We start from the raw sequence: 22,964 nt of genomic DNA on the forward strand, positions 1-22,964 counted from the left end.
ATGCCCAAGCAAGCCGTGATCCCCGCCGGTACCGGTACCCCCATCGCCCCCTTCGTGCCCGGCAGCCTGGCCGATGGCGTGCTCTATGTCTCCGGCACCCTGCCGTTCGATGCCGAGAACAACGTGGTCCACGTCGGCGACGCCGCCGCCCAGGCACGCCACGTGCTCACCACCATCCAGGGCGTGGTGGAGGCGGCTGGCGGCAGCATGGCCGACGTCACCTTCAACATGATCATGCTCACCGACTGGGCGAACTACGCCGCCATCAACGCGGTGTACGCCGAATTCTTTCCCGGCGAGAAGCCGGCGCGCTATTGCATCCAGTGCGGCCTGGTGAAGCCCGACGCCCTGATCGAGATCGCCAGCATCGCCCATGTCGGCTAGCTCCCGCGCCGTACCTACCCCCTCTCCCTCTGGGAGAGGGCTGGGGTAAGGGAAGCCCCAACCACTGAACCACCGAGGACCGCCCATGCACTTCGAACTCCATGGCCGCCAGGACCCGGCGGCCGAGACCCTGCTGCTCAGCTCCGGGCTGGGCGGCGCCGGGGCCTTCTGGGCGCCGCAGCTGGCGGCCCTCGGCGAAAGATTCCGGGTGGTGGTCTACGACCAGACCGGCACCGGCAGGAGTCCGGCCGAGCTGCCGGCGGATTACCGCATCCAGCATATGGCCGAGGACCTGCTGGCCCTGGCCGATCGCCTGGAACTCGACAGCTGCCTGTTCATGGGCCATGCCCTGGGCGGTCTGGTGGGCCTGCAGGCCAACCTGCTGCGTCCGGGCCTGATCCGCCGCCAGGTGCTGGTCAATGCCTGGAGTCGACCCAATGCGCATACCGCGCGCTGCTTCGCCCTGCGCCAGCGCCTGCTGCGCGACAGCGGCGCCGCGGCCTATGTCCAGGCCCAGGCGATCTTTCTCTATCCGGCCACCTGGATCGCCGAACACGGCGAGCGCCTGACCGCCGACGAAGCCCATGCCCTGGCGCACTTCCCCGGCGAGGCCAATGTGCTGCGGCGCATCGGCGCGCTGCTGGCCTTCGACCTGGACGCCGAGCTGGCGCGCATCCCGGTGCCGACCCTGGTGCTGGCCAATCGCGACGATGTTCTGGTGCCCTGGACCTCGTCCCAGCGGCTGGCCGCGAGTCTGCCTCGGGCCAGCTTCCAGTTGCTGGAGTGGGGCGGCCACGCCTCCAGCGTCACCGATTCCGCCACCTTCGACCGGGTGGTGCTCGACTATCTCAGCCAAGATCTGGAGGCGTAACGCCATGTCCGTTGCCCATGCCTTGCCCCTGTCCGCCGCCAGCCCCGCCGCCCCGGTCGAACGCGACCTCTTCCGCGGGGCCATGGCGCGCCTGGGCGCCGCGGTCAACCTCGTCACCACCGATGGTCCGGCCGGACTGGCCGGCTTTACCGCCACCGCCGTGTGCAGCGTCAGCGATACTCCGCCGACCCTGCTGGTCTGCCTCAACCGCAGCGCCTCGGTGCACCCCGCCTTCAGTGCCAACGGCGTGCTCTGCGTCAACGTCCTGGCCGCCGGCCAGCAGGCGCTGGCCAACCTCTTCGGCGGCAAGACCGCCATGGCCGAACGCTTCGCCGCGGCGCGCTGGACCCGCCTCGCCACGGGGGCGCCGGTGCTGGACGGTGCCCTGGTGGCCTGCGACTGCCGCATCGCCGAGGTGCAGTCGGTGGGTAGTCACGATCTGCTGCTCTGCGAGGTGCTGGGGGTGGCCGAGCCGGGTGGCGAAGGCGGATTGCTGTACTTCGACCGGCGTTATCACGAGCTGGCTTAGCCAGGGCTGCCGGACTTCGGCGCTGGCGCCGTCTCAGCGCCAACCTGCGTCAGAACGTCCGACGAACCCGCTCCTCAGGCGCGCACCAGCAGCGCCTTGTCGCCTCCCTCACGCACCCAGAACAGCGTCGCCCCGGCCACGGCGGCGGGCATGAACAGGGCGTTCAGCCCGGGCACCAGCAGCGCCAGGTAGGTCACCCCGCCAAAGCCCAGGCAGCGCAGGCGGCGGGTGCGCAGCCAGGCGAGCATGCTGCGGAAATCCAGCTGGTGGTTGTCGGCGGGGAAGTCGATGTACTGCACCGCCATCATCCAGACGCCGAACAGGATCCACAGCGGCGCGGCGATCAGGTTCAGACCGGGGATGAAGGTCAGCACCAGCAGGCCCAGCGCACGCGGCAGGTAGTAGCCCAGCTTGCGCAGTTCACGCTGCAGGGTGCGCGGCACCATGGTGACCAGTTCGGCGAGATTGAACGGCGGGAAATCGTCCTGGCCGCGTACCATGACCTCGACCTTTTCCGCGAGAAAGCCGTTGAAGGGCGCCGCCACCAGGTTGGCCAGCATCGTGAAGGTAAAGAAGATGATCGCCAGCAGCAGGAGCACGAACAGTGGCCAGAGCAGCCATTCGACGAAGCTCGCCCAGGCCGGCAGGCTCGGCATCAGCTGCTCCAGCCAGCCCTCGAAGCCGCGCACGGCAAAGGTGAGGATGGCCGCGTAGAGCAGCAGATTGATGGTGAGCGGGATGACCACGAAGCGGCGCATGCCGGGGCGAGTCACCAGGCGCAGCCCTTCGGCGAAATAGGCGGAGCCGGACAGCGGAGCGACAGCCATGAAGATTCCTGACGGGGAGCGGGAATGCACAGCTTACCTCAGGGCTCGATTGCCGCAGCGGTCGACATAGGCGCGCCCTATGGTCTGGATTTAGAATGGTCGCTTCTGTGGAGGGGCGGTACCCGTTAGGCTGAGCCCCATCCCTGGACCCGGTGTCCGCCTATCGGCGCCGGTCGCGCCGTCGCCAGGAGCGACCGGCGCTGCGGAACGGCTCCGCACGCACACCGGCCGGCATGCCCATGGGGCGCGCCGGCCTCTCTACTCTTAGGTCTGCCGGAGATCCCGGCAGGGAGAATGTCATGTCTGAAGCCAGCACCTCGCGCCATTCGCGCCTCATCATCCTCGGTTCCGGTCCGGCCGGTTACACGGCTGCGGTCTATGCCGCCCGCGCCAACCTCAAGCCGCTACTGATCACCGGCATGCAGATGGGTGGCCAGCTGACCACCACCACCGAGGTCGACAACTGGCCGGGCGATCCCCACGACCTGACCGGTCCGGCGCTGATGGAGCGGATGCGCGAGCACGCCGAGCGCTTCGAGACCGAGATCGTCTTCGACCACATCAATGCCGTGGACTTCGGTGGCAAGCCCTACACCCTCAAGGGTGACAGCGCCACCTACACCTGCGACGCCCTGATCATCGCCACCGGCGCCAGCGCCCGCTACCTGGGCCTGGCCAGCGAAGAGGCCTTCATGGGCAAGGGCGTGTCCGCCTGCGCCACCTGCGACGGCTTCTTCTATCGCAACCGCGAGGTGGCGGTGGTCGGCGGCGGCAACACCGCAGTCGAGGAAGCCCTGTACCTGGCCAACATCGCCAGCAAGGTGACCCTGATCCACCGCCGCGAGACCTTCCGCGCCGAGAAGATCCTGCAGGACAAGCTGCGCGCCCGGGTCGCCGAAGGCAAGATGGCGCTCAAGCTCAACGCCAGCGTCGACGAGGTGCTGGGTGACAACATGGGTGTCACCGGGGTGCGGATCAAGAACAACGATGGCAGTACCGAAGAGCTGCAGGTGGCCGGTCTGTTCGTCGCCATCGGCCATACCCCCAACACTGGGCTGTTCGAAGGCCAGCTGGACAGCCACGACGGCTACCTGGTGGTGAAGGGCGGTCGCGAGGCCAATGCCACCGCCACCAACGTACCCGGCGTGTTCGCCGCCGGCGACGTGGCCGACCACACCTATCGCCAGGCCATCACCTCGGCCGGTGCCGGCTGCATGGCCGCCCTGGACGCCGAGCGCTACCTGGACGGCCTGGGCGATCTGCAGGTCCTCTGAGGCCTGAGCAGCGTCTGACAAAGAAAACCCCGGCACTGGCCGGGGTTTTCGTTTTCGGGGGCTTCCGGCGTGCGCCAGGGTCCGGCTTGGCGGCCTTGACGACCCTGCTGGAAATGCAGCGAGCCCCGGCCGATTGGTCGGGGCTCGTTGTTTGGGGTTTTTCCTCACCCCGGCCCTCTCCCAGGGGAGAGGGGGAAGGCGGACCTCTTACTTGCCGTATACCGGCAGGCGGGCGCAGACGGCCTGGACCTTCTCACGCACGGCGTCGATCACGGATTCGTCGCCCATGTTGCCGAGGATGTCGCAGATCCAGCCGGCCAGCTCGCGGCACTCGGCTTCCTGGAAGCCACGGGTGGTGACGGCCGGGGTGCCGATGCGCAGACCGGAGGTGACGAAGGGCGAGCGCGGATCGTTCGGCACCGAGTTCTTGTTCACGGTGATGAAGGCGCGACCCAGGGCGGCGTCCGCGTCCTTGCCGGTGATTTCCTGCTTGATCAGGCTGAGCAGGAACAGGTGGTTGTCGGTGCCGCCGGAGACGACGTCGAAGCCGCGCTCGATGAACACGCCGGCCATGGCCTGGGCGTTCTTGATCACCTGCTGCTGGTAGGTCTTGAACTCGGGCTGCAGGGCTTCCTTGAAGCACACCGCCTTGCCGGCGATGACGTGCATCAGCGGACCGCCCTGGGCGCCGGGGAAGACCGCCGAGTTGAGCTTCTTCTCGATGGCTTCGTTGGCCTTGGCCAGGATCAGGCCGCCGCGCGGGCCGCGCAGGGTCTTGTGGGTGGTGCTGGTGACCACGTCGGCGAAGGGTACCGGGTTCGGATAGACACCGGCGGCGACCAGGCCGGCGAAGTGGGCCATGTCGACGAACAGGTAGGCACCCACGGCATCGGCGATGGCGCGGAAGCGGGCGAAGTCCAGCACCTGGGAATAGGCGGAGTAGCCGGCGACGATGATCTTGGGCTGGTGCTCGCGGGCCAGGCGCTCGACTTCGGCGTAGTCGATCAGGCCCTGCTCGTCGATGCCGTACTGGACGGCGTTGTACAGCTTGCCGGAGGAGGACACGGTGGCGCCGTGGGTCAGGTGACCGCCGTGAGCCAGGCTCATGCCGAGGATGGTGTCACCGGCTTCGATCAGCGCCAGGTACACGGCCGAGTTGGCCTGGGAGCCGGAGTGCGGCTGGACGTTGGCGTAGTCGGCGCCGAACAGCTGCTTGGCGCGGTCGATGGCCAGTTGCTCGACCACGTCGACGTATTCGCAGCCGCCATAGTAGCGCTTGTGGGGATAGCCTTCGGCGTACTTGTTGGTCAGCACGCTGCCCTGGGCTTCCATGACCGCCGGACTGGTGTAGTTTTCCGAAGCGATCAGCTCGATGTGATCTTCCTGACGCTGGGCTTCCTGCTGCATGGCGGCATACAGGTCGGCGTCGAAGCGGGCGAGGGTGGTTTCACGGCTGAACATGGCGGCAGGGTCCCCTGAGGCATGGCGAAGAGCGAGCCCGATCGGGCTCGTGAGGGGCGACATTCTACCCCATCGCGGGAACTCTGAGGTATGAGCGCCGGTCATGCGCTGCCGCCATCGGTCTCATGTCAGGACGGGGAACAGCCCCTGGTGCTCCAGCCGCTCGCGCAGCAGATCCGGCGGCAGCGGACGGTCGAAGAGGAAGCCCTGCACCTCGTCGCAGCCATGGAGGCGCAGGAATTCCAGTTGCGCCGGCTCCTCTACGCCCTCGGCGATCACCGAGAGATTGAGGCTGTGGGCCATGGCGATGATGGCCCGGGCGATCTGCGCATCCTGCTCGCCGTGGGGCAGGCCGTCGACGAAGCTGCGGTCGATCTTGAGGATGTCGATGGGGAACTGCTTGAGGTAGTTGAGCGAGGAATAGCCGGTGCCGAAGTCGTCGACCGCGATGCACAGGCCCAGGCTCTTGAGTTCGCCCAGCAGCTGCAGGGCCTCGCCGACGTCGCGCATCAGGATGCTTTCGGTCAGTTCCAGCTCCAGGCAGGCCGGCGCCAGGCCGGTCTCGGCGAGGATCTCGGCGATGCGCTGGCCGAGCTGGCCATCGCTGAACTGGCGGGCGGAGAGATTCACCGAGACCTTGGGAATGCGCACCCTGGCCGCGTGCCATTCGCGCATCTGCCGGCAGGCCTCGCGAATCACCCAGTCGCCGACCTGGACCACCAGGCCGATCTCTTCCAGCACCGGGATGAATTCCGCCGGCGAGACGTGGCCGCGCACCGGATGCTCCCAGCGCAGCAGGGCCTCGACCCCGGTCAGGCGCCGGTTGTCGCAACGGTACTGCGGCTGGTAGTGCAGGCGGAATTCACCCTGCAGCAGGGCGTGCCGCAGATCGGCTTCCAGTTCCAGGCGCTCCAGGGCGCGGGCGTTCATCTCGGCCTGGTAGAACTGGAAGTTGTTCTTGCCCATCTCCTTGGCGTGGTACATGGCGGTGTCGGCGTTCTTCATCAGCTGGCTGAGTTCATGGCCGTCCTGGGGCGAGAGGGCGATGCCGATGCTGGCGGAGACGAAGAATTCGCGGCCTTCGAGCACGAAGGCCTCGGACAGCTGGGAGAGGATCTGCTCGCCGACGCGGATCGCCTGGGCCAGGGCGACCTCGCGGCTTTCCAGACCGGACAGCAGCAGGGTGAATTCGTCGCCACCCATGCGCGCCACGCTGTCCTCGGTGCCGACGCAGGCGGTCAGGCGCATGGCCACGTCCTTGAGCAGGCGGTCGCCGGCGGCGTGGCCGAGGCTGTCGTTGATCGGCTTGAAGCGGTCGAGGTCGAGGAACATCAGCACCACCCAGCTGCCGTTGTGGCGGCTCTGCTGCAGGGCGTTGTGCAGGCGATCCTGGAACAGGGTGCGGTTGGGCAGCAGGGTCAGGGCGTCGTAGTAGGCCAGGCGGTGGATGCGCCTTTCGCTGGCCTTGCGCTCGCTGATGTCGACGAAGAAGCAGACATAGCTCATCAGGTCGCCGTCGTCGTCGCGGATGGCGGTGATGCCGACCCAGGAGGGGTAGGGCTCGTTGTCCTGGCGGCGCTGCCAGAGTTCGCCTTCCCAGCTCTCCTGGGTGCGCAGCTGCTGCATCACGTGCTGCAGCTGGTTGGCTTCCTGCTTGTCCGCGCAGAGCATCATCGGCTGCTGGTCGAACACCTCTTCGGGACTGAAGCCGGTGATGCGGGTGAAGGTGCGGTTGACCCGCACGATGTAGCCGGCCGGGTCGGTGACCAGGATGGCGCCGGCGGAGTGGTCGAACACCGTGGCCGCCATGCGCATGTCCTTTTCCGTGCGGCGCTGGGCGGAGATGTCGCGGCAGATGCCGAGCAGACCGGCGAAGCGCTCGTGGTCGTCCCATAGCGGCTTGAGGCGCAGCTCGATCTGCAGGGTGTGGCCCTGGGCGTGCAGGCAGTCGAGCAACAGGGGCGCGAAGTGTTCCCGGCGCAACTCGGCCAGGGCGCGCGGATTGTCGAGGCTGCGCAGCAGCCGCTGCAGGGTGCGGCGCACCTCCTGCCACTGGCGCGAGTGCACCACCAGTTCGGCCAGGGTGCGCTGTTGCAGCTCGCCGACGGGATAGCCGAGCAATTCCTCCACCGAGGGACTGATGTAGTTGAGCACCAGCTGGGCGTCGGTGGTGAAGATGACGTCGCTGATGCTTTCCGCCAGCTGCCGGTAGCGATTCTCGCTTTCGCGCAGGCGCTCGCTGGCCCGCACCATGTCGGTGACATCCAGGGCCAGCCCGACCACGCTTGCCGCGGTGCCGTCCGCCGCACGGGCGAGGCGCTGCTCGCGCACGTCGAACCAGCGCCAGCCGCCGTTGCGGTGCTGCCAGCGCAAGAGGCTGCTGCTGGGCTGGTCGGAGAGCGTCGGCCGCATGCTCACCACCCGCTCGTGCAGTTCGAGGTCATCCGGGTGCAGGCGCGCGCGCCCGAGGCTGGCGAAGGCTTCCGGCGGATAGCCGAGCTTGAGGGCCAGCGAACGACTCTCGTAGGTCAGCTCGCCGCTGGCCACGTCATAGGTATAGAGGGTGTCGGGGATGGCGCTGATCAGATTCGACCAGAAGCTGTCGCGCTCGAGCAGGCGCAATTCGCCGAGCTTGCGCTGGGTGATGTCGTTGAGGCTGAGCAGGGTCGCGTCGAGGTGCCGGGGGTCGGCTGGCAGGTGCATGGTCAGCCAGAGGTGCCGTTCGCCCTCGGCAGTGCCGATGCAGGTCTCGAGTTCCAGTACCTGCTGGCCGGAGAGCAGGCCGGCCAGCAGGCGGTATCTCTTGCCACCGAGCTGGACGCGGGAGTCACCCACCAGCCGCGCCCAGGCCTGGTCGAGGTGCTCGATGCCGAGCATTTCCAGGGCGCGCTGGTTGATCTCGGTGATGCGCACCTGGCGGCCCAGGCTGTCCAGGACTTCGGGCTCGCGGGCGAACAGCTCCGCCAGTTGCTCGGGGCGCTCAAGGCCGAGGGCCTGCATGTGCGGCTGGACGGCGCTCAGATCCACCACGCAGATGCCGGTGTGCACCCCGTTGAAGATGCTTTCGTAGCGCTGCCGGGTGGTCTGGATGGTCTCCAGGTTGCGCTGCTGTTCGGTGACGTCGCGCAAGACCCAGACGAAGCCATCCTGGGTCTGGGTGCGGTCGCGCAGGACCCGGGCACTGGGCTGGCTGTCCGCCAGGGCGTGGCAGCTGACCGCGAAGCGCCGCGGCTGGCCTTCCACCGCCAGGGTGACCAGGGCGCCGCTGTCACGCTCGGCGGCCGTCAGGGCGACCAGCTCGGGCAGCAGGCTGGCGAGGAAGAATTGCTGGGCGTCATTGGCGGCGATGCCCAGCAGCCGCGCGGCGGTGGCGTTGACATGCACCAGGCGACCGTCGGCCTGGGTCATACAGACGGCTTCCTCGATCCCGTTGAGCGCGATGCCGGCCAGGCGCAGGCCGCGTCGCGAGGCGAGGGTCAGGGCGCGCAGGCCACGTTCTTCGCGCAACAGCAAATAGAGCAGGATGACGGCCACCAGGCCGGACAGGCTGAACAGCGCCAGGCGGCCGAAGGAGGCCCCCAGCAGCGTGGTGCCCATGTCTTCGGCGGGATGGCTACCCACTACCTGCCAGTTGCTGTAGGCCAGCTCCTGGCGTACCTCGTCGACGCTGTTCGCCGCCGGGGCTTCTCCGCCGCGGAACAGCAGGGTGCCCTGGGAGCGATCTTCCAGGCGCCAGTCGAGGCCGGACGGTACCCGGGTAGGCCGCCACAGGGGTTCGAGCAGGGGGGCGCTGGTCAGCACCCACCAGCCGTTCTGCAGTTGTGGATCGCCGGCCAGCAGCACATAGAGGGGCGCGGCGGTGGCCTGAGCGTTGAAGCCGTAGCGGAAGTCGGCCTGGCCGGCGCGCGCGATCAGTTGCTGGATGAAGGCGGCGTCCGGCGTATCGCCCAGGCGCGCACTGCGCAGGTTGGCGTTGGCCGGCAGCCAGCGTACCTGTTGCAGTCCGGGAAAGAAGTCCTTGAGGCCGAGCAGCAGATTGGGGGCCAGCGGCAGGGTGGGGTCCAGCGACCAGCGCAGGGTGCTGCGCACCGCCTGGGCCTTGAGCGCCAGCCCGAATTCGACGGTGTTGGCCAGCTGTCGGGTCAGGCCATCCAGCTGTTCGCGCCGCAGCGTCTCGCGCTCGGCCACGCTGGCGAGGGCCTGCCAGAACATCAGGGCCAGCATGGCCACCAGCGAGAGGATCAGCAGACCGCGGGTCAGGCGTCGCGAAGCGGGGGCGAGCGGCTCTTCCGGCAGCGAGGAGGGCGGGCTGTTCACGACGGACTGCGTTCCTGCAGAGGCGATGGCCGTTCGGCTGCGCCCGATTCCGCGGGGCAGGGATGGCCTATGATAAGGGACCGGACGGTGTCTCCGCCGGTTTTTTCCGCGTGATCAGCACCGGCGCTTTCGTCGCGCGGGGTTTCGACAGCGTTCGCTGCTGACGCCATACTGTGTCCCCTGTTTTTCATTCCGGTCCCAAGGTCCCACCATGGCTCAATACGTCTACACCATGCACCGGGTCGGCAAGGTCGTGCCGCCCAAGCGTGAAATCCTCAAGAACATCTCCCTGTCGTTCTTTCCCGGCGCCAAGATCGGCGTGCTCGGTCTGAACGGTGCGGGTAAATCGACGCTGCTGCGCATCATGGCCGGCGTCGATACCGAGATCGAAGGTGAAGCGCGGCCGATGCCCGGTATCAATGTGGGTTATCTGCCGCAGGAACCGAAACTTGATCCCGAGCAGACAGTTCGTGACGTGGTCGAGGAAGCGGTCGGTCAGATCAAGCAGGCCCAGGCCCGGCTGGACGAGGTCTATGCCGCCTACGCCGAGCCGGATGCCGACTTCGACGCCCTGGCCGCCGAGCAGGCCAAGCTGGAAGCCATCCTCCAGGCCGCCGACGGCCACAACCTGGAGCGCCAGCTGGAAGTCGCCGCCGATGCCCTGCGCCTGCCGGCCTGGGACGCCAAGGTCGGCGTGCTTTCCGGTGGCGAGAAGCGGCGCGTTGCGCTGTGTCGCCTGCTGCTGTCGGCCCCCGACATGCTGCTGCTGGACGAACCCACCAACCACCTGGACGCCGACTCGGTGGCCTGGCTGGAGCACTTCCTCCACGACTTCCCCGGGACCGTGGTGGCCATCACCCACGACCGCTACTTCCTCGACAACGTCGCCGGCTGGATCCTGGAACTGGACCGCGGCCAGGGCATCCCCTTCGAGGGCAACTACTCCGGCTGGCTGGAATCCAAGGCAGCGCGCCTGACCCAGGAAGCCAAGCAGGAAGCCGCCCACGCCAAGGCCATGAAGGCGGAACTGGAATGGGTGCGCTCCGGTGCCAAGGCCCGCCAGTCCAAGTCCAAGGCCCGCCTGCAGCGCTTCGAGGAAATGCAGTCCCAGGAATTCCAGAAGCGCAGCGAGACCAACGAGATCTACATCCCCGCCGGTCAGCGCCTGGGCGACAAGGTCATCGAGTTCAAGAACGTCAGCAAGGGCTATGGTGATCGCCTGCTGATCGACGACCTGAGCTTCGTGGTGCCCAAGGGCGCCATCGTCGGCGTCATCGGCGGCAACGGCGCCGGCAAGTCGACTCTGTTCCGCATGATCATGGGCAAGGAGCAGCCGGACGCCGGCAGCATCGAGATCGGCGACACCGTGCAACTGGCCAGCGTCGACCAGAGCCGCGAGAATCTGTCCGACACCAAGACCGTCTGGGAGCAGGTCTCCGACGGCTCCGACGTGATCAAGATCGGCAACTACGAGGTGCCTTCGCGCAGCTACGTGGGTCGCTTCAACTTCAAGGGCGCCGACCAGCAGAAGTTCGTCAAGGACCTCTCCGGCGGTGAGCGCGGTCGTCTGCACCTGGCGCTGACCCTCAAGCAGGGCGGCAACGTGCTGCTGCTGGACGAACCCTCCAACGACCTGGACGTGGAAACCCTGCGCGCCCTGGAAGACGCCCTGCTGGACTTCCCCGGCGCGGCCATCGTGATCTCCCACGATCGCTGGTTCCTCGACCGCATCGCCACCCACATCCTCTCCTACGAGGACGATTCCAACGTGGTGTTCTTCGAAGGCAACTACACCGAGTACGAAGCCGATCGCAAGAAGCGCCTGGGCGAGGCCGCGGCCCAGCCCAAGCGGGTCAAGTACAAGAAGCTGGCCTAAAAAGCTCTCCACGATCTGCTGCGCGTCGGCCAAACGGCGTTGAAAATGCCCTGGGTGGCCAGCCCCGTCGGAATGCTCATTTACCGGTGTGGGCTCCGCTTCCTCAGGGGTTTTCGCAGGGCCGCCTAGGCCTTGTTTGTCTCTAGCTCGCGAGATCGTGAATAGCTTCTCAAGCGCCAAGCGAAACGCCGGCAGGGAAACCTGCCGGCGTTTTCTTTTGTCTCACGCTATATACTTTAGGCTATAACGCCCTGGCGGATCGGATCCGCCGCCCCCAGGATCAGGCCGGGACCCCCAGGATCACATGAGACGCCTTGAACACCGCCGTAGCGGCCACGCCCGGTGCCAGCTGCAGCTCCTGCACCGCGTCACGGGTGACCATGGCCACCACGCGGCTGCCACCGGGCAGGGCGATGACCACCTCGGCGTTGACCGCGCCATCGCCGATGCTCTCCACGGTTCCGGCCAGGCAGTTGCGCGCCGACAGGCGCAGTCCGCTATCGGCGCTCATCACCATCACCCAGGGCGCCTTGACCAGGGCCACCGCCGACCTGCCCGGCGCCAGTTCCAGGCTCTTCACGCTGTCCAGGGTAACCACGGCCACCAGCTCGGTACCGCCGGTCAGGGTAAGGGTCACCTCTGCATTCACCGCGCCTTCGCGCACCTGGCTGACGGTTCCCGGGAAGACATTGCGGGCACTGACCTTCATTGGATATCGCTCCTGAACGTTGGGGAAGAGGCAGGGGGCGCCACTCTAGGTCGGAGCGTTGTAGTCATACAACCCGGACGCCGGGAGTCCCTGACATGAGCGCCTCGCCCTTCATTGCCCACCTGTCGCTGGAAAGCAGTGTCGGCGCCGAGCTGACCCAGACCCGTATCCGCCTGCTGGAGGCCATCGCCGCCACCGGCTCCATCAGCCAGGCGGCCAAGCGGGTGCCACTGTCCTACAAGGCGGCCTGGGACGCGGTGGACCAGATCAACAACCTCTCCGCCCAGCCCCTGGTCGCCCGCAGCGCGGGGGGCAGCGGCGGCGGCGGCACCCGGCTGACCGCCTATGGCCAGCGTGTGGTGGCCTTCTATCGGGCGCTGGAGCAGCACTACCAGACGACCCTGGACCAGGTGGCGGCCGGACTGGACGAGGCCAGTCGCACCGAAGTGGCCGATTTTCGCCAGTTGCTGCTCAACCTCAACTGGCGCAGCAGCGCCCGCAACCAGTTTTCCGGCGTGGTCGAGGCGCTCGAACAGGGCGATGTGGAAAGCGCCGTGGTGCTGCGCCTGGACGATGCCACGCGACTCACTGCCCTGGTCACCCGCGACAGCGCCGCGCAGCTCGGCCTGGCGCCAGGTCGCGCCGTGGTGGCCCTGGTCAAGGCTTCGGCAGTGCTGATCGGCACCGATCCGGGGCTGCGCCTGTCGGCGCAGAATCTGTGGTGGGGAGAGGTCGAGCGCGTCCATGAGGGACCGATCAACCACGAGGTGGTGCTGGCGCTACCGGCCGGTCGCCGCGTCACCGCCACCCTGACCGCCACTAGCAGTCGCCAGCTGGGACTCGTCCCGGGCCTGGCCGCCTGCGCCTGTTTCAGCTCCGCCAGCGTCCTGCTGATGAGCGCATCCTGACCATCCCAAGGAGCCCGATCCGATGACCACCAGCCGTTCCCGCCTGTTGCTTTCCCTGCTCACCGCGACGCTGGCCGCGCCCGCCCTGGCCGACGAGGTCCAGGTGGCCGTGGCCGCCAATTTCAGCGCACCGCTCAAGGCCATCGGCGAGCAGTTCACCCGGGACACCGGCCATCAGCTGGTGATTTCCAGCGGCGCCACGGGTCAGCTCTACACCCAGATCAGGAATGGCGCCCCCTTTGCGGTCTTCCTCTCCGCCGACGACAGCACCCCGGCCAAGCTGGAAAGCGAGGGCGCGGCGGTCAAGGGCTCGCGCTTCACCTATGCCATCGGCACCCTGGCGCTCTGGTCGCCCAGGACCGGCTACGTGGACAGCGAAGGCGCGGTGCTCAAGCAGAACGCCTTCGCCCACCTGGCCGTGGCCAATCCCAAGACCGCGCCCTATGGCCTGGCCGCCACCCAGGTGCTGGCCAAGCTGGGCCTGACCGAGGCGGTCGCGGCCAAGCGGGTGGAAGGTCAGAACATCACCCAGACCTACCAGTTCGTCGCCACCGGCAATGCCGAGCTGGGTTTCGTTGCCCTGTCGCAGATCTATCAGGACGGCAAGGTCAAGGAAGGCTCGGCCTGGATCGTACCGGCCGAGCTCTATGCGCCGATTCGCCAGGACGCCGTGTTGCTGGACAAGGGCCAGGATCAGCCGGCAGCCAAGGCGCTGCTGGCCTATCTCAAGGGACCCCAGGCGGCCACGGTGCTCAAGGCCTACGGCTACCGGCAGTGATCCCATGAGCCTGAGCGCGGCGGACTGGGCGGCGATCCGCCTGACCCTGGAACTGGCCAGCGTGACCACGCTGCTGCTGCTGGTGCTGGGTACGCCCCTCGCCTGGTGGCTGGCGCGCACCCGCTCCTGGCTCAAGGGGCCGGTCGGTGCCCTGGTGGCCCTGCCGCTGGTGCTACCGCCCACGGTGATCGGCTTCTACCTGCTGCTGGCCATGGGGCCGGAGGGCTGGGTGGGACAGGCGACCTCGGCCCTGGGGCTGGGGCGGTTGCCCTTCACCTTCGCCGGGCTGGTGGTGGGCTCGCTGTGCTATTCGCTGCCCTTCGTGGTGCAGCCGCTGCAGAACGCCTTCGAGGCCATCGGTCCGCGCCCCCTGGAGGCCGCGGCCACCCTGAGGGCCAGTCCCCTGGATACCTTCTTCCACGTGGTGCTGCCGCTGGCGCGGCCGGGCTTCGTCACCGCCGCCATCCTCGGCTTTGCCCATACCGTGGGCGAATTCGGCGTGGTGCTGATGATCGGCGGCAACATTCCCGGGCGGACCCAGGTGGTCTCCACCCAGATCTTCAATCACGTGGAAGCCATGGAGTATCCCCAGGCGCATCTCCTGGCCGGCGGCATGCTGGCCTTTTCCTTCGTGATCCTCCTGCTGCTCTATGGCCGTCGCGGGCGGTCGGCCTGGACATGAGTCTCGCCGCGCGCTTCGAACTGCGGCATGCCGACTTCGTGCTGGCTGTGGACCTCGCCCTGCCAGGCAGCGGCGTCACCGCCCTGTTTGGGCCCTCGGGTTCGGGCAAGACCAGCTGCCTGAGGTGCGTGGCCGGACTCGAACCCGCCGCCCGCGGGCGTCTGGTGGTGGCCGGGGAGACCTGGCAGGACAGCGACCGCGGCCTGTTCCTGCCGCCGCACCGACGCGCCCTGGGCTATGTCTTCCAGGACGCCAATCTGTTCGAGCACCTGGACGTGCGCCGCAACCTGCTGTTCGGCTGGCAGCGGGTCGCGCCGGACGAGCGCTGGCTGGCGCTAGAGCAGGTCATCGAGCTGCTGGGCATCGAGGGACTGCTTTCGCGGATGCCGGCGCGCCTGTCCGGCGGCGAACGCCAGCGGGTCGGCATCGCCCGGGCGCTGCTGACCAGTCCGCGGCTGCTGCTGATGGATGAACCCCTGGCGGCGCTGGACGCCGAGCGCAAGGCGGAGATCCTGCCCTACCTGGAGCGCCTGACCCGTGAGCTGGCGCTGCCGATCCTCTATGTCAGCCATGCCCCCGACGAGGTGGCGCGACTGGCCGATCACCTGGTGCTGCTGGAGCGGGGTCGGGTGCTGGCCAGTGGGCCGACCACCGAGGTACTGGCGCGCCTCGACCTGCCCATCGCCCTGGCCGATGACGCCGGGGTGGTGCTGGAAGGGCGGGTGCTCGGCCATGATCCGGACTACGGCCTGCTCAGCCTGGGCTTGGCCGGCGAGCAGCGCGTGCTGCTGGCCCATGCCCCGCTACCGCCCGGCCAGGCGCTGCGCATCAAGGTACTGGCGCGGGATGTCAGCCTCAGCCTGGAGCGCCAGCACAGCAGCATCCTCAATGTGCTGCCGGCAACCATCGCCGAGATCGCCCCGACCCGTTCGCCGGCCCAGGTGCTGGTGCGCCTGGACCTGGGCGGCGCGGCGCTGCTGGCACGGATCACCCGCTATTCGCTGGAGCGGCTGGCGTTGCAGCCGGGGAGCCGGGTCTGGGCGCAGCTCAAGTCGGTGGCGGTCCTGGCTTGATGCCTTACATAGGCGTTCCCATATGTAAGAAAAAACCTCTGCTCTTACATATGGGGACGCATATGTAAGAGCAGGACATCAGCGCATGAACAGGCGGAAATAGCGCTCGAAGAGGAACAGGCGATTGCGTCCATAGCCTGTTGTCTCGACCAGTACGCCTAGCTCTTCGAGCTTACGAATCAGAATATTAGCGCTCTGGTGGGTAACGCCCAGATGCTCGGCTGCTTCGTTCACACTGAGCATGGGGCGCTGGTACAGATACAGCAGTAGACGCTTGGCATTTTCCGCACGGCCACCCAGGGCGAGGATTTGATGCTCGACACCCTGGCGTAACGCCATGATTTCCATGAAGGTGTTCTTGCTGCTGGTGGCGGTCTCGGCAACGGCTGTCAGAAAGAAACGTAGCCAATGGAGTAGGTCGTTGGAGCTGCGGACCACCGTCAAGGCGTCATAGTAGGCACCACGATTGCGTTCGAAGAAGTCGGACAGGTACAACGCGGGCTTATGCAGCAAGCCTTTGTCTACCAGGTAGAGCGTGATCAGCAAGCGACCGATTCGACCGTTGCCGTCTAGGAAAGGGTGGATAGTCTCGAACTGGTAGTGGCTCAGTGCAATACGTATGAGATCGGGTACCAGGATCTGCTCGTTGTGCCAGAACTTCTCCAGATCACCCATCAGCTCAGCGACCTGATCGGGATGAGGGGGCACGAAGACAGCGTTGTTCAGGTTGCTGCCGCCAATCCAGTTTTGCGAGCTGCGAAATTCGCCAGGTAGCTTGTGCGCGCCGCGTACGCCCTGCATCAACACTGCATGGGTCTGTTTGAGCAGGCGAATGGATAGCGGCAAATGCTCCAGGTCGGATACTGCAGTGTTGATGGCCTCGATGTAGTTCTGCACTTCCTGCCAGTCGTCGCGCTTTTCGGGCGCCACTTGTTCCCGACGCATGATGGCTTCGTCCATCTGCGTTTGGGTCCCTTCGATACGACTGGAGGTATTGGCTTCCTTGGCAATGTGCATGCGGATGAAAAGATCCACGTCCGGCACCATCAGGGAAAGTGCATTCAATTCCGCCAGTGACCGAGAGGCTCGCTCCAGAAGGGTATTGAGTTGAGGATCCAGCCATTGCCATTCGCAGTTGATCGGAGCAGGGGAAAAGCTCTTGTATTGATACTGCTGCAGCCAATGGCCGGACACGAACTGTTCGACTTGCATCCTGCGAGGATCCTCATGGCGATTGGGGGCCTGGCTGTACCAGGGAGTAGGAAGAATCCTATTGCAAAGCAAAATGAACGGGTTGAGTAGGGGTATCTGAAGGGACTGCTATCGGCCTGCTCTAGAGCTGGACAGCCGCTCCAGCAGGAAATCCACCAGCACCCTGACCGCCGCTGGCAACTGGCGATCCGGCGGATAGAGCAGCCAGGCGGTGCCCTGGTAGGGGCCGAGGTATTGCCAGTCGGGCAGCACCCGCCGCAGACTGCCGGCGGCCAGGCCGGCTTCGGCGGCGAAGGCCGGCAGGCAGGCGATGCCCAGGTCGGCGAGGGTCGCCTCCAGGCGCACGCCGCTGTGGTTGCAGGCCAGGCGGCCGCGCACCGTCACGCTTTCCACCCGGTCGCCGCAGCGCAGTTGCCAGCGCTGGTCGCCCGGGGTTTCGCCGAGGTAGAGGCAATCGTGCTCGGCCAGTGCCTGGGGCTGCTGCGGCGTGCCGCGGCGCTGCAGATAGGCCGGGCTGGCGCAGAGCACGAAGTCCATCTCGCGCAGTGGCCGGGCGACGAAGCCGGCAGGCGGCTGCTCGGTGATGCGCACCAGCAGATCCTGGTCGTCGGCGATGGGATCCAGCGGGCGATCGTCCAGGCGCAGTTGCAGATCCACCTGCGGATAGCGCTGGAAGAATTCCGGCAGCAAAGGAGCGATCAGCCGGTAGCCGACCGCCTTGGGCACCGCCAGTCGTACCTGCCCGCGCGGTTCCTCGCTGTGCTGCAGGCCACTGTCCAGCGCCGCACCGGCGGCAGCCAGCAGCTGACGGCAGTGGCCGAGTACCTCGCGGCCGGCTTCGCTCAGCCGCAATTGGCGGGTGGTGCGCTGCAGCAGACGCACCCCCAGCTCCCGTTCCAGCCGCGCGACCTGACGACTGACCGCCGAGGGTGTGGCGTCCAGCAGCCGGGCGGCCGCGGTGAAGCTGCCGGTCTCTACCACCTTGGCGAAGGCGACCATGCAGGGCAGCAGGGGGAGGGCGCGCAGGAGATCCATGCCGAAGTCCGCCAGAAGCAATAGGGCTGGAAAGGCTGCCATTGCTTCCCCGGGGGAACAAGAGCTATGCACGCTGGCGGGCTTATCGTGCTGGTCAGGGGCGGGCACACTGGCGGCCTGATTCAGGGAGAAGCTGTCATGTCGCAACGCTCCACCTTCGGTCTCGCCGAAGGCCTGCTGCTCGCTACCGCCCTGGTCTGGGGGACCAGCTACGCCGTGGTCAAGGACGCCGTGATGCTCTATCCGGTGCTCGGCTACCTGGCGCTGCGCTTCTGTCTCACCGCGGCGCTGCTACTGCCAACCCTGAAGGGCGAGGGCCGGCGGGCCTGGCGACCCGGGGTGCCGACCGGGCTGCTGCTATTGGCGATCTTTCTCGCCGAGACCTATGGCGTGGCCCTGACCAGCGCCAGCAACGCCGCCTTTCTCATCAGCCTCTGCGTGGCCCTGACGCCCTTCGCCGAGTGGTGGCTGCTCGGTCAGCGCCCCGAGGCCCGCGCCCTGGGCGCCGCGGGGCTGGCGGTGGCGGGCGCCGGGCTGCTGACCCGTGGGGTGACCCTGAGCTTCAACCTGGGTGACGGCCTGATCCTGCTGGCGGCCGTATTGCGCGCGGTCAATGTCTGCGTGGTGCGTCGGCGTCTGCAGCAGGCCAGTGCCCCGGTGCCGGCCCTGGCGCTGACCGCCGTGCAGACCGGGGTGGTGGGCCTGGCCTGTCTGCTGCTGTTCGCCCTGGGCCCGGGCCTGGCACCGCTGCCCATGCAAGCGGGCTTCTGGCTCGCCACCGGCTACCTGGTGCTGTTCTGCACCCTGGGCGCCTTTCTCGCCCAGAACTTTGCCCTGGGCCGCACCAGCGCCACCCGCGTCGCCCTGCTGATGGGCGCCGAGCCGCTGTTCGGCGCGCTGTTCGCCAGCTTCTGGCTGGACGAACGCCTGGGCCTCTGGGGCTGGCTGGGCGGCCTGCTGATCGTCATCGCCTCGCTGTGGGGGACGTTGCCGCGGCGGACGCCAGACCGTTCGGCCCCGGCTATTCGAACACGATCCGCGGAAAATAGAAGCTGACCACCCAGTTGGGCACGTCGACGATCTCGCTGATGCGCAGATCGCCGCAGACCGAGCAGAGCAGATAGGCCTGCTCCGCCGGCAGGTTGCGGGTCTGCCCGAGCCAGTCGATGGCGCCGCTGACGGCCATCCGCGCCGCGGCCAGCAGGTCGGGTCCGACACCGGTGAAGACCTCGTAACCGGCGCCGTCGAGGTGTCGGGTGACCGGCCCCGGGGTGCTGAAGCGGGGCATGGCCAGCGGTCGCCCCTTGATCAGCTCGAAGGTGGCGGTGACCGCCATGGCGCTCTCGATGGCGGTGCCGCAGACCTCGCCATCGCCTTGGGCGGCATGGGTGTCGCCAATGGAAAACAGCGCCCCGGCGACCTCCACCGGCAGGTAGAGGCTGGTGCCGGCGGCCAGGTCGCGGATATCCAGATTGCCACCCACCCGCCGTGGTGGCACCACCGAGTGCAGACCTGGCGCCGCGGGAGCCACCCCCAGGGTGCCGGCGAAGGGCTTGAGCGGGACCCGCGCCAACTCGCCGAAGGCGGCCGGCTTCTGACCGCTGCGGTCGTAATGCCAGAGCTGCAGCACCGGGTCCGGAAACTGGTCGGCGAGCAGGCCGAAGCCGGGAATGTTGGCGGTCCAGCCAAAGCCGCTGGGGGTGAAACTGTCCAGCGTCACCTTGAGCACGTCGCCCGGCTCGGCGCCCTCGATCCACAGCGGACCGCAGACCGGATTGACCCGCTCGAAGGGCAGGGTGGCGATGTCGGTGGCACTGGACTGTGCGTGGAAGTGGCCGTCCGCCGCATCGCGGCAGGCAAAGCTGACCGTCTCGCCCGGCGCGACCTCCAGCGCCGGGGGGAGGCTGTGGTCCCAGCCGCAATGGCAGTGCTGGCTGTGCAGGGTCTTGATCATCGGGAGCCTCCGCGTCGGTTACGGCCTAATGGACGGCGTCGTTGGCCTTGAATTCCGTGGTCCGGCCGCTGAGCCTGAGGAAGGCCAGCACGGCCAGGCCCAGCACCATCCAGCAGCTGCCGCCGACCTTGGCGTAGACGTCGGCGTTGAACAGCACATAGGCGAGGATGATGAAACCGACCAGCGGGACCAGCGCATGCAGCAGCGGGCGACCGGCGCCGCGGTGATGCCAGGCCACTGCCACATGCAGGAGCAGGAAGGCGGTCAGCGCACCGAAGTTGCACATGGAGGCGAGCAGGTTGATCTGTCCGACAAAGAACAGCCCCAGCATTAGACTCAGGGCCGCCACCAGCAGGATGGCACGCTGCGGCACCCGGGTGGTGGGATGGATCTGCCGCAGGAACTGCGGCATCTGGCGATCACGGGCCATGGCGAACAGCAGGCGCGAGGTGGCGGCCTGGGCCACCAGGGCGTTGGCGATGGCGGCGCCGATGGCCACCGCCAGGGCGATCACCACCTGCAGCCAGGGGCCGGCGATCAGCCGACCGATCTCGTAGAAGGCGTTGTTCGAGGCATCGGCGTCGGGGTACTGGATCAGGTTGGGTTGCAGCAGGGCGGCCAGCCAGGTCTGCACCATGAACAGCGCGGCCACCAGGGTCAGGGCCAGCAGCGTGGCGCGACCCACCACCCGGCTGCCGCCGCGGGTTTCTTCGGAGAGGGTGGAGATGGCGTCGAAGCCGAGAAAGGACAGCACCGCCACCGACAGCGCGCTGAAGATCAGTGGCAGGGAGAATTCCTGGGGGTTGTACAGCGGCTTCAGGCTCCACTCGGCGCCATTCACGCCGCGGCTGATGGCCAGGGACGCCAGCACCACGAACACCAGCAGCACCGCCAGCTGGCCGTAGAGGAACAGCCGGTTGGCACGGGCGGTGGTCTCGATGCCGCGCAGGTTGACCAGGGTGTTGAGGCCGACGAAGAAAACGATCCACAGCGGCTGGGGAATGACCGGGATGACGTTGGCCATGGCGTTGGCGCCGATCACATAGAGCAGGGTGGGCACCAGCAGGTAGTCGAGCAGGATGGCCCAGCCGGCGAGAAAGCCCAGGGCCGGGTGCAGGCCGCGACCGACGTAGGCGTAGACCGAACCGGCCACTGGAAAGGCGCGCGACATCTGCTGGTAGCTGACCGCAGTGAACAGCATGGCGACGAAGCCGATCAGGTAGGTGAGGGGCACCATGCCGTGGCTGGCGTCGAACACCCCGCCAAAGATGGAGAAGGGCGCGATGGGCACCATGAACACCAGGCCGTAGATGAGCAGGTCCTTCAGCCCGAGCTGGCGCTTGAGTTCCTGGGTGTAGCCGAAGCGAGCGAGGTCGGCGGCGTCGCCGGACGGAGCGTGCTGAGTCATGGGGCTTCCTCGAAGGGGCGGGGTAGGCTCGACTCTAGGCCAGGGTGGGGCCTGGCCCCATCCACAAAAGTGCTAGGTTTGCAGCAGGCCGGGGGCGACTGGCAGAGCCTTTGCTTCGCTTTCCCCATCGCCATCAAGGCAGGAGCTCCAAGATGCATGCCGATCTGCTCACCGTCAGCAGCCGCCTCGCCGGGCTGCCCACGCTCGACGCCTGTCTGGATGCCGTCCAGGCCAGTGCCGACCACCTGGGCTGCAAGGCGCTGATCTACGACTACGCCCCGGTGCCCCTCAGTCACGACGGGGTACTCATCACCCCCTCGGTGTTCAAGGTACGCAACGCCCCGGCGGACATGCAGGCCTTCTGGTGCGAGCGCGGCTACTACCAGATCGACCCGGTGCAGCAATGCGCCAGTCGGCGTGCGGCGCCCTTCGTCTGGTCGTTTCGCAGCGAAACCCGCAGCGCCCTGCGCGAGTACCTGGGTGACAGTCATCGCCCGGTCACCTGCTATGTGCGGGACAGCGGCCTGGCCACCGGGGTGACCGTGCCGCTGCACCTGCCGGGGGGCGCCTTCGCCACCCTGACCGGCATCCTCGATGCCGAGGCCCCGGACGCCGAGGCCGCCGGCGAAGCCTGCCTGGGCGCCTTCCTGGTGCTGGCCCATGCCTTCCAGGCCCGGGCCGACGAGTTGCTCGCCCCGGCCGAGCGCCGCTGCGGCCAGGTCCGCCTGACGCCGCGCGAGCGTGAGTGCCTGCAGTACTCGGCCAAGGGCCTGACCGCCAAGCGCATCGCCGCCACCCTCAACCGCTCCACCGCCACGGTCAACCTGCACCTCAACTCCGCCGCCCGCAAACTGGGCGCACGCAACAGGGTCGAGGCGGTGGTGCGGGGATTGCACTATCGCCTGGTCGAGGTCTGAGAGCCTGTTCAATGTCCCGCGAGCGAGAGCCAAACAAGGAGTAAAGGGCTGAGGAAGCGGATCGGACCCGCGCTCGGGTTCACGAGAGGTAGCTGAGCATTCCGACCGGGCTGGCGACCCAGGTCATTTTCAACGCCGTCTGGCCGACGCGCAGCGGCCGTTGAACAGGCGCTGAGCGACTTGGCCGGATCCGTGGGCCGTTCGACCTTGTGACACCGCCGCGGCGGCCCGACACTGGGGCCTCATCTGCCCAGGAGTGTCCCATGAGCGCTGCCCGTCCTCCCGTCCCGCCGTTCACCCTCGAATCCGCCCAGCAGAAGGTCCGCGCCGCCGAAGATGGCTGGAACAGCCGCGATCCGGCCAAGGTGGCCCTGGCCTATACCGTCGACAGCCGCTGGCGCAATCGCGCCGACTTCCTCCAGGGCCGCGTCGCCATCGAGGCCTTTCTCACCCGCAAGTGGCAGCGCGAGCACGAGTACCGGCTGATCAAGGAACTCTGGGCGCATGACGGCGCGCGCATCGCCGTGCGCTTCGCCTACGAATGGCGGGACGAAGACGGCCAGTGGTACCGCGCCTACGGCAACGAGAACTGGCACTTCGACGACCAGGGCCTGATGGCCGAGAGACACGCCAGCATCAACGACCTGCCGATCACCGCGGCCGAGCGGCTGTTTCACTGGCCCCAGGGGCGGCGGCCGGATGACCATCCCGGCTTGAGCGACCTGGGTCTCTGACCGGAGGCGGGCGGC

At 67.4% G+C, this 22,964-nt stretch carries 20 protein-coding genes; 12 read left to right on the top strand and 8 right to left on the bottom strand.

Annotated features, from left to right (window positions below; genetic code table 11):
* The 3 genes from rutC to OMP44_RS20380 all read left to right on the top strand — a co-directional run bounded on the left by rutC (position 1) and on the right by OMP44_RS20380 (position 1,784).
* Complete coding sequence (rutC, locus tag OMP44_RS20370; RefSeq protein ID WP_187981143.1) at positions 1 to 384, top strand: pyrimidine utilization protein C; 384 nt, start codon at positions 1 to 3, stop codon at positions 382 to 384.
* Between the two features lie 85 nt (positions 385 to 469).
* Entirely contained in the window at positions 470 to 1,255 is a 786-nt protein-coding gene (gene rutD / locus OMP44_RS20375) for a pyrimidine utilization protein D (RefSeq protein ID WP_280310822.1), read from the top strand.
* Positions 1,256 to 1,259: 4 nt separating this feature from the next.
* On the top strand, positions 1,260 to 1,784 hold the full coding sequence (locus tag OMP44_RS20380) for a flavin reductase (protein WP_280310824.1): 525 nt from the start codon (positions 1,260 to 1,262) through the stop codon (positions 1,782 to 1,784).
* Between the two features lie 74 nt (positions 1,785 to 1,858).
* Here the strand turns inward: OMP44_RS20380 and cysZ are convergent, their stop codons facing one another.
* On the bottom strand, positions 1,859 to 2,611 hold the full coding sequence (cysZ, locus tag OMP44_RS20385) for a sulfate transporter CysZ (protein WP_133862164.1): 753 nt from the start codon (positions 2,609 to 2,611) through the stop codon (positions 1,859 to 1,861).
* 299 nt (positions 2,612 to 2,910) lie between these two features.
* Here cysZ and trxB point away from each other — a divergent pair, with 299 nt between their 5' ends.
* On the top strand, positions 2,911 to 3,885 hold the full coding sequence (trxB, locus tag OMP44_RS20390) for a thioredoxin-disulfide reductase (RefSeq protein WP_133862163.1): 975 nt from the start codon (positions 2,911 to 2,913) through the stop codon (positions 3,883 to 3,885).
* Positions 3,886 to 4,092: 207 nt separating this feature from the next.
* Here the strand turns inward: trxB and glyA are convergent, their stop codons facing one another.
* Both glyA and OMP44_RS20400 read right to left on the bottom strand, forming a co-directional pair.
* Positions 4,093 to 5,346 (bottom strand): serine hydroxymethyltransferase, encoded by a 1,254-nt coding sequence (glyA, locus tag OMP44_RS20395; protein ID WP_280310826.1) that lies wholly within the window; start codon positions 5,344 to 5,346, stop codon positions 4,093 to 4,095.
* A 123-nt stretch (positions 5,347 to 5,469) separates the two neighbouring features.
* Entirely contained in the window at positions 5,470 to 9,663 is a 4,194-nt protein-coding gene (locus OMP44_RS20400; RefSeq protein WP_280310828.1) for a sensor domain-containing protein, read from the bottom strand.
* A gap of 211 nt (positions 9,664 to 9,874) precedes the next feature.
* Between OMP44_RS20400 and ettA the strand changes: the two genes are divergently transcribed.
* Complete coding sequence (gene ettA / locus OMP44_RS20405) at positions 9,875 to 11,539, top strand: energy-dependent translational throttle protein EttA (protein WP_158893649.1); 1,665 nt, start codon at positions 9,875 to 9,877, stop codon at positions 11,537 to 11,539.
* A 280-nt stretch (positions 11,540 to 11,819) separates the two neighbouring features.
* On the opposite strand, the gene OMP44_RS20410 is transcribed toward ettA, so the two are convergent.
* On the bottom strand, positions 11,820 to 12,248 hold the full coding sequence (locus OMP44_RS20410; RefSeq protein ID WP_280310832.1) for a TOBE domain-containing protein: 429 nt from the start codon (positions 12,246 to 12,248) through the stop codon (positions 11,820 to 11,822).
* Between the two features lie 95 nt (positions 12,249 to 12,343).
* On the opposite strand from OMP44_RS20410, the gene OMP44_RS20415 reads away from it, so the two are divergent.
* The 4 genes from OMP44_RS20415 to modC are packed head-to-tail and all read left to right on the top strand — an operon-like array spanning position 12,344 to position 15,689.
* A complete protein-coding gene (locus tag OMP44_RS20415) occupies positions 12,344 to 13,156 on the top strand; it encodes a TOBE domain-containing protein (protein ID WP_280310833.1) in 813 nt (270 codons plus the stop codon).
* 22 nt (positions 13,157 to 13,178) lie between these two features.
* The gene (modA, locus tag OMP44_RS20420) at positions 13,179 to 13,934 is read left to right on the top strand and encodes a molybdate ABC transporter substrate-binding protein (protein ID WP_187981149.1); all 756 of its coding nucleotides are present in this window, start codon (positions 13,179 to 13,181) and stop codon (positions 13,932 to 13,934) included.
* 4 nt (positions 13,935 to 13,938) lie between these two features.
* The gene (gene modB, locus OMP44_RS20425; RefSeq protein ID WP_187981150.1) at positions 13,939 to 14,616 is read left to right on the top strand and encodes a molybdate ABC transporter permease subunit; all 678 of its coding nucleotides are present in this window, start codon (positions 13,939 to 13,941) and stop codon (positions 14,614 to 14,616) included.
* The gene (gene modC / locus OMP44_RS20430) at positions 14,613 to 15,689 is read left to right on the top strand and encodes a molybdenum ABC transporter ATP-binding protein (RefSeq protein WP_187981151.1); all 1,077 of its coding nucleotides are present in this window, start codon (positions 14,613 to 14,615) and stop codon (positions 15,687 to 15,689) included. Before modB ends, modC begins: the two co-directional genes overlap by 4 nt.
* Before the next feature lie 78 nt (positions 15,690 to 15,767).
* On the opposite strand, the gene OMP44_RS20435 is transcribed toward modC, so the two are convergent.
* Both OMP44_RS20435 and OMP44_RS20440 read right to left on the bottom strand, forming a co-directional pair.
* Complete coding sequence (locus tag OMP44_RS20435; RefSeq protein ID WP_187981152.1) at positions 15,768 to 16,901, bottom strand: Fic family protein; 1,134 nt, start codon at positions 16,899 to 16,901, stop codon at positions 15,768 to 15,770.
* 108 nt (positions 16,902 to 17,009) lie between these two features.
* Complete coding sequence (locus OMP44_RS20440; RefSeq protein WP_280310837.1) at positions 17,010 to 17,936, bottom strand: LysR family transcriptional regulator; 927 nt, start codon at positions 17,934 to 17,936, stop codon at positions 17,010 to 17,012.
* A 138-nt stretch (positions 17,937 to 18,074) separates the two neighbouring features.
* Here OMP44_RS20440 and OMP44_RS20445 point away from each other — a divergent pair, with 138 nt between their 5' ends.
* On the top strand, positions 18,075 to 18,992 hold the full coding sequence (locus OMP44_RS20445) for a DMT family transporter (RefSeq protein ID WP_280310839.1): 918 nt from the start codon (positions 18,075 to 18,077) through the stop codon (positions 18,990 to 18,992).
* On the opposite strand, the gene OMP44_RS20450 is transcribed toward OMP44_RS20445, so the two are convergent.
* Positions 18,958 to 19,890 carry an acetamidase/formamidase family protein gene (locus OMP44_RS20450; RefSeq protein WP_280310841.1) on the bottom strand — a complete coding sequence of 311 codons (933 nt, stop codon included), beginning with the start codon at positions 19,888 to 19,890 and terminating at the stop codon, positions 18,958 to 18,960. The genes OMP44_RS20445 and OMP44_RS20450 overlap by 35 nt on opposite strands.
* 25 nt (positions 19,891 to 19,915) lie before the next feature.
* Positions 19,916 to 21,298 carry an APC family permease gene (locus tag OMP44_RS20455; protein ID WP_280310843.1) on the bottom strand — a complete coding sequence of 461 codons (1,383 nt, stop codon included), beginning with the start codon at positions 21,296 to 21,298 and terminating at the stop codon, positions 19,916 to 19,918.
* A gap of 152 nt (positions 21,299 to 21,450) precedes the next feature.
* Here OMP44_RS20455 and OMP44_RS20460 point away from each other — a divergent pair, with 152 nt between their 5' ends.
* Positions 21,451 to 22,215: a LuxR family transcriptional regulator gene (locus OMP44_RS20460; protein ID WP_280310845.1), complete on the top strand. Its 765-nt coding sequence runs from the start codon at positions 21,451 to 21,453 to the stop codon at positions 22,213 to 22,215.
* 263 nt (positions 22,216 to 22,478) lie between these two features.
* Positions 22,479 to 22,949, top strand: a complete 471-nt coding sequence (locus OMP44_RS20465) for a nuclear transport factor 2 family protein (RefSeq protein WP_133862145.1) — start codon at positions 22,479 to 22,481, stop codon at positions 22,947 to 22,949.
* Positions 22,950 to 22,964 lie beyond the last annotated feature (15 nt).

The sequence above is a fragment of the Pseudomonas flavocrustae genome (assembly GCF_029872515.1).
GTDB lineage: Bacteria > Pseudomonadota > Gammaproteobacteria > Pseudomonadales > Pseudomonadaceae > Chryseomonas > Chryseomonas aestiva.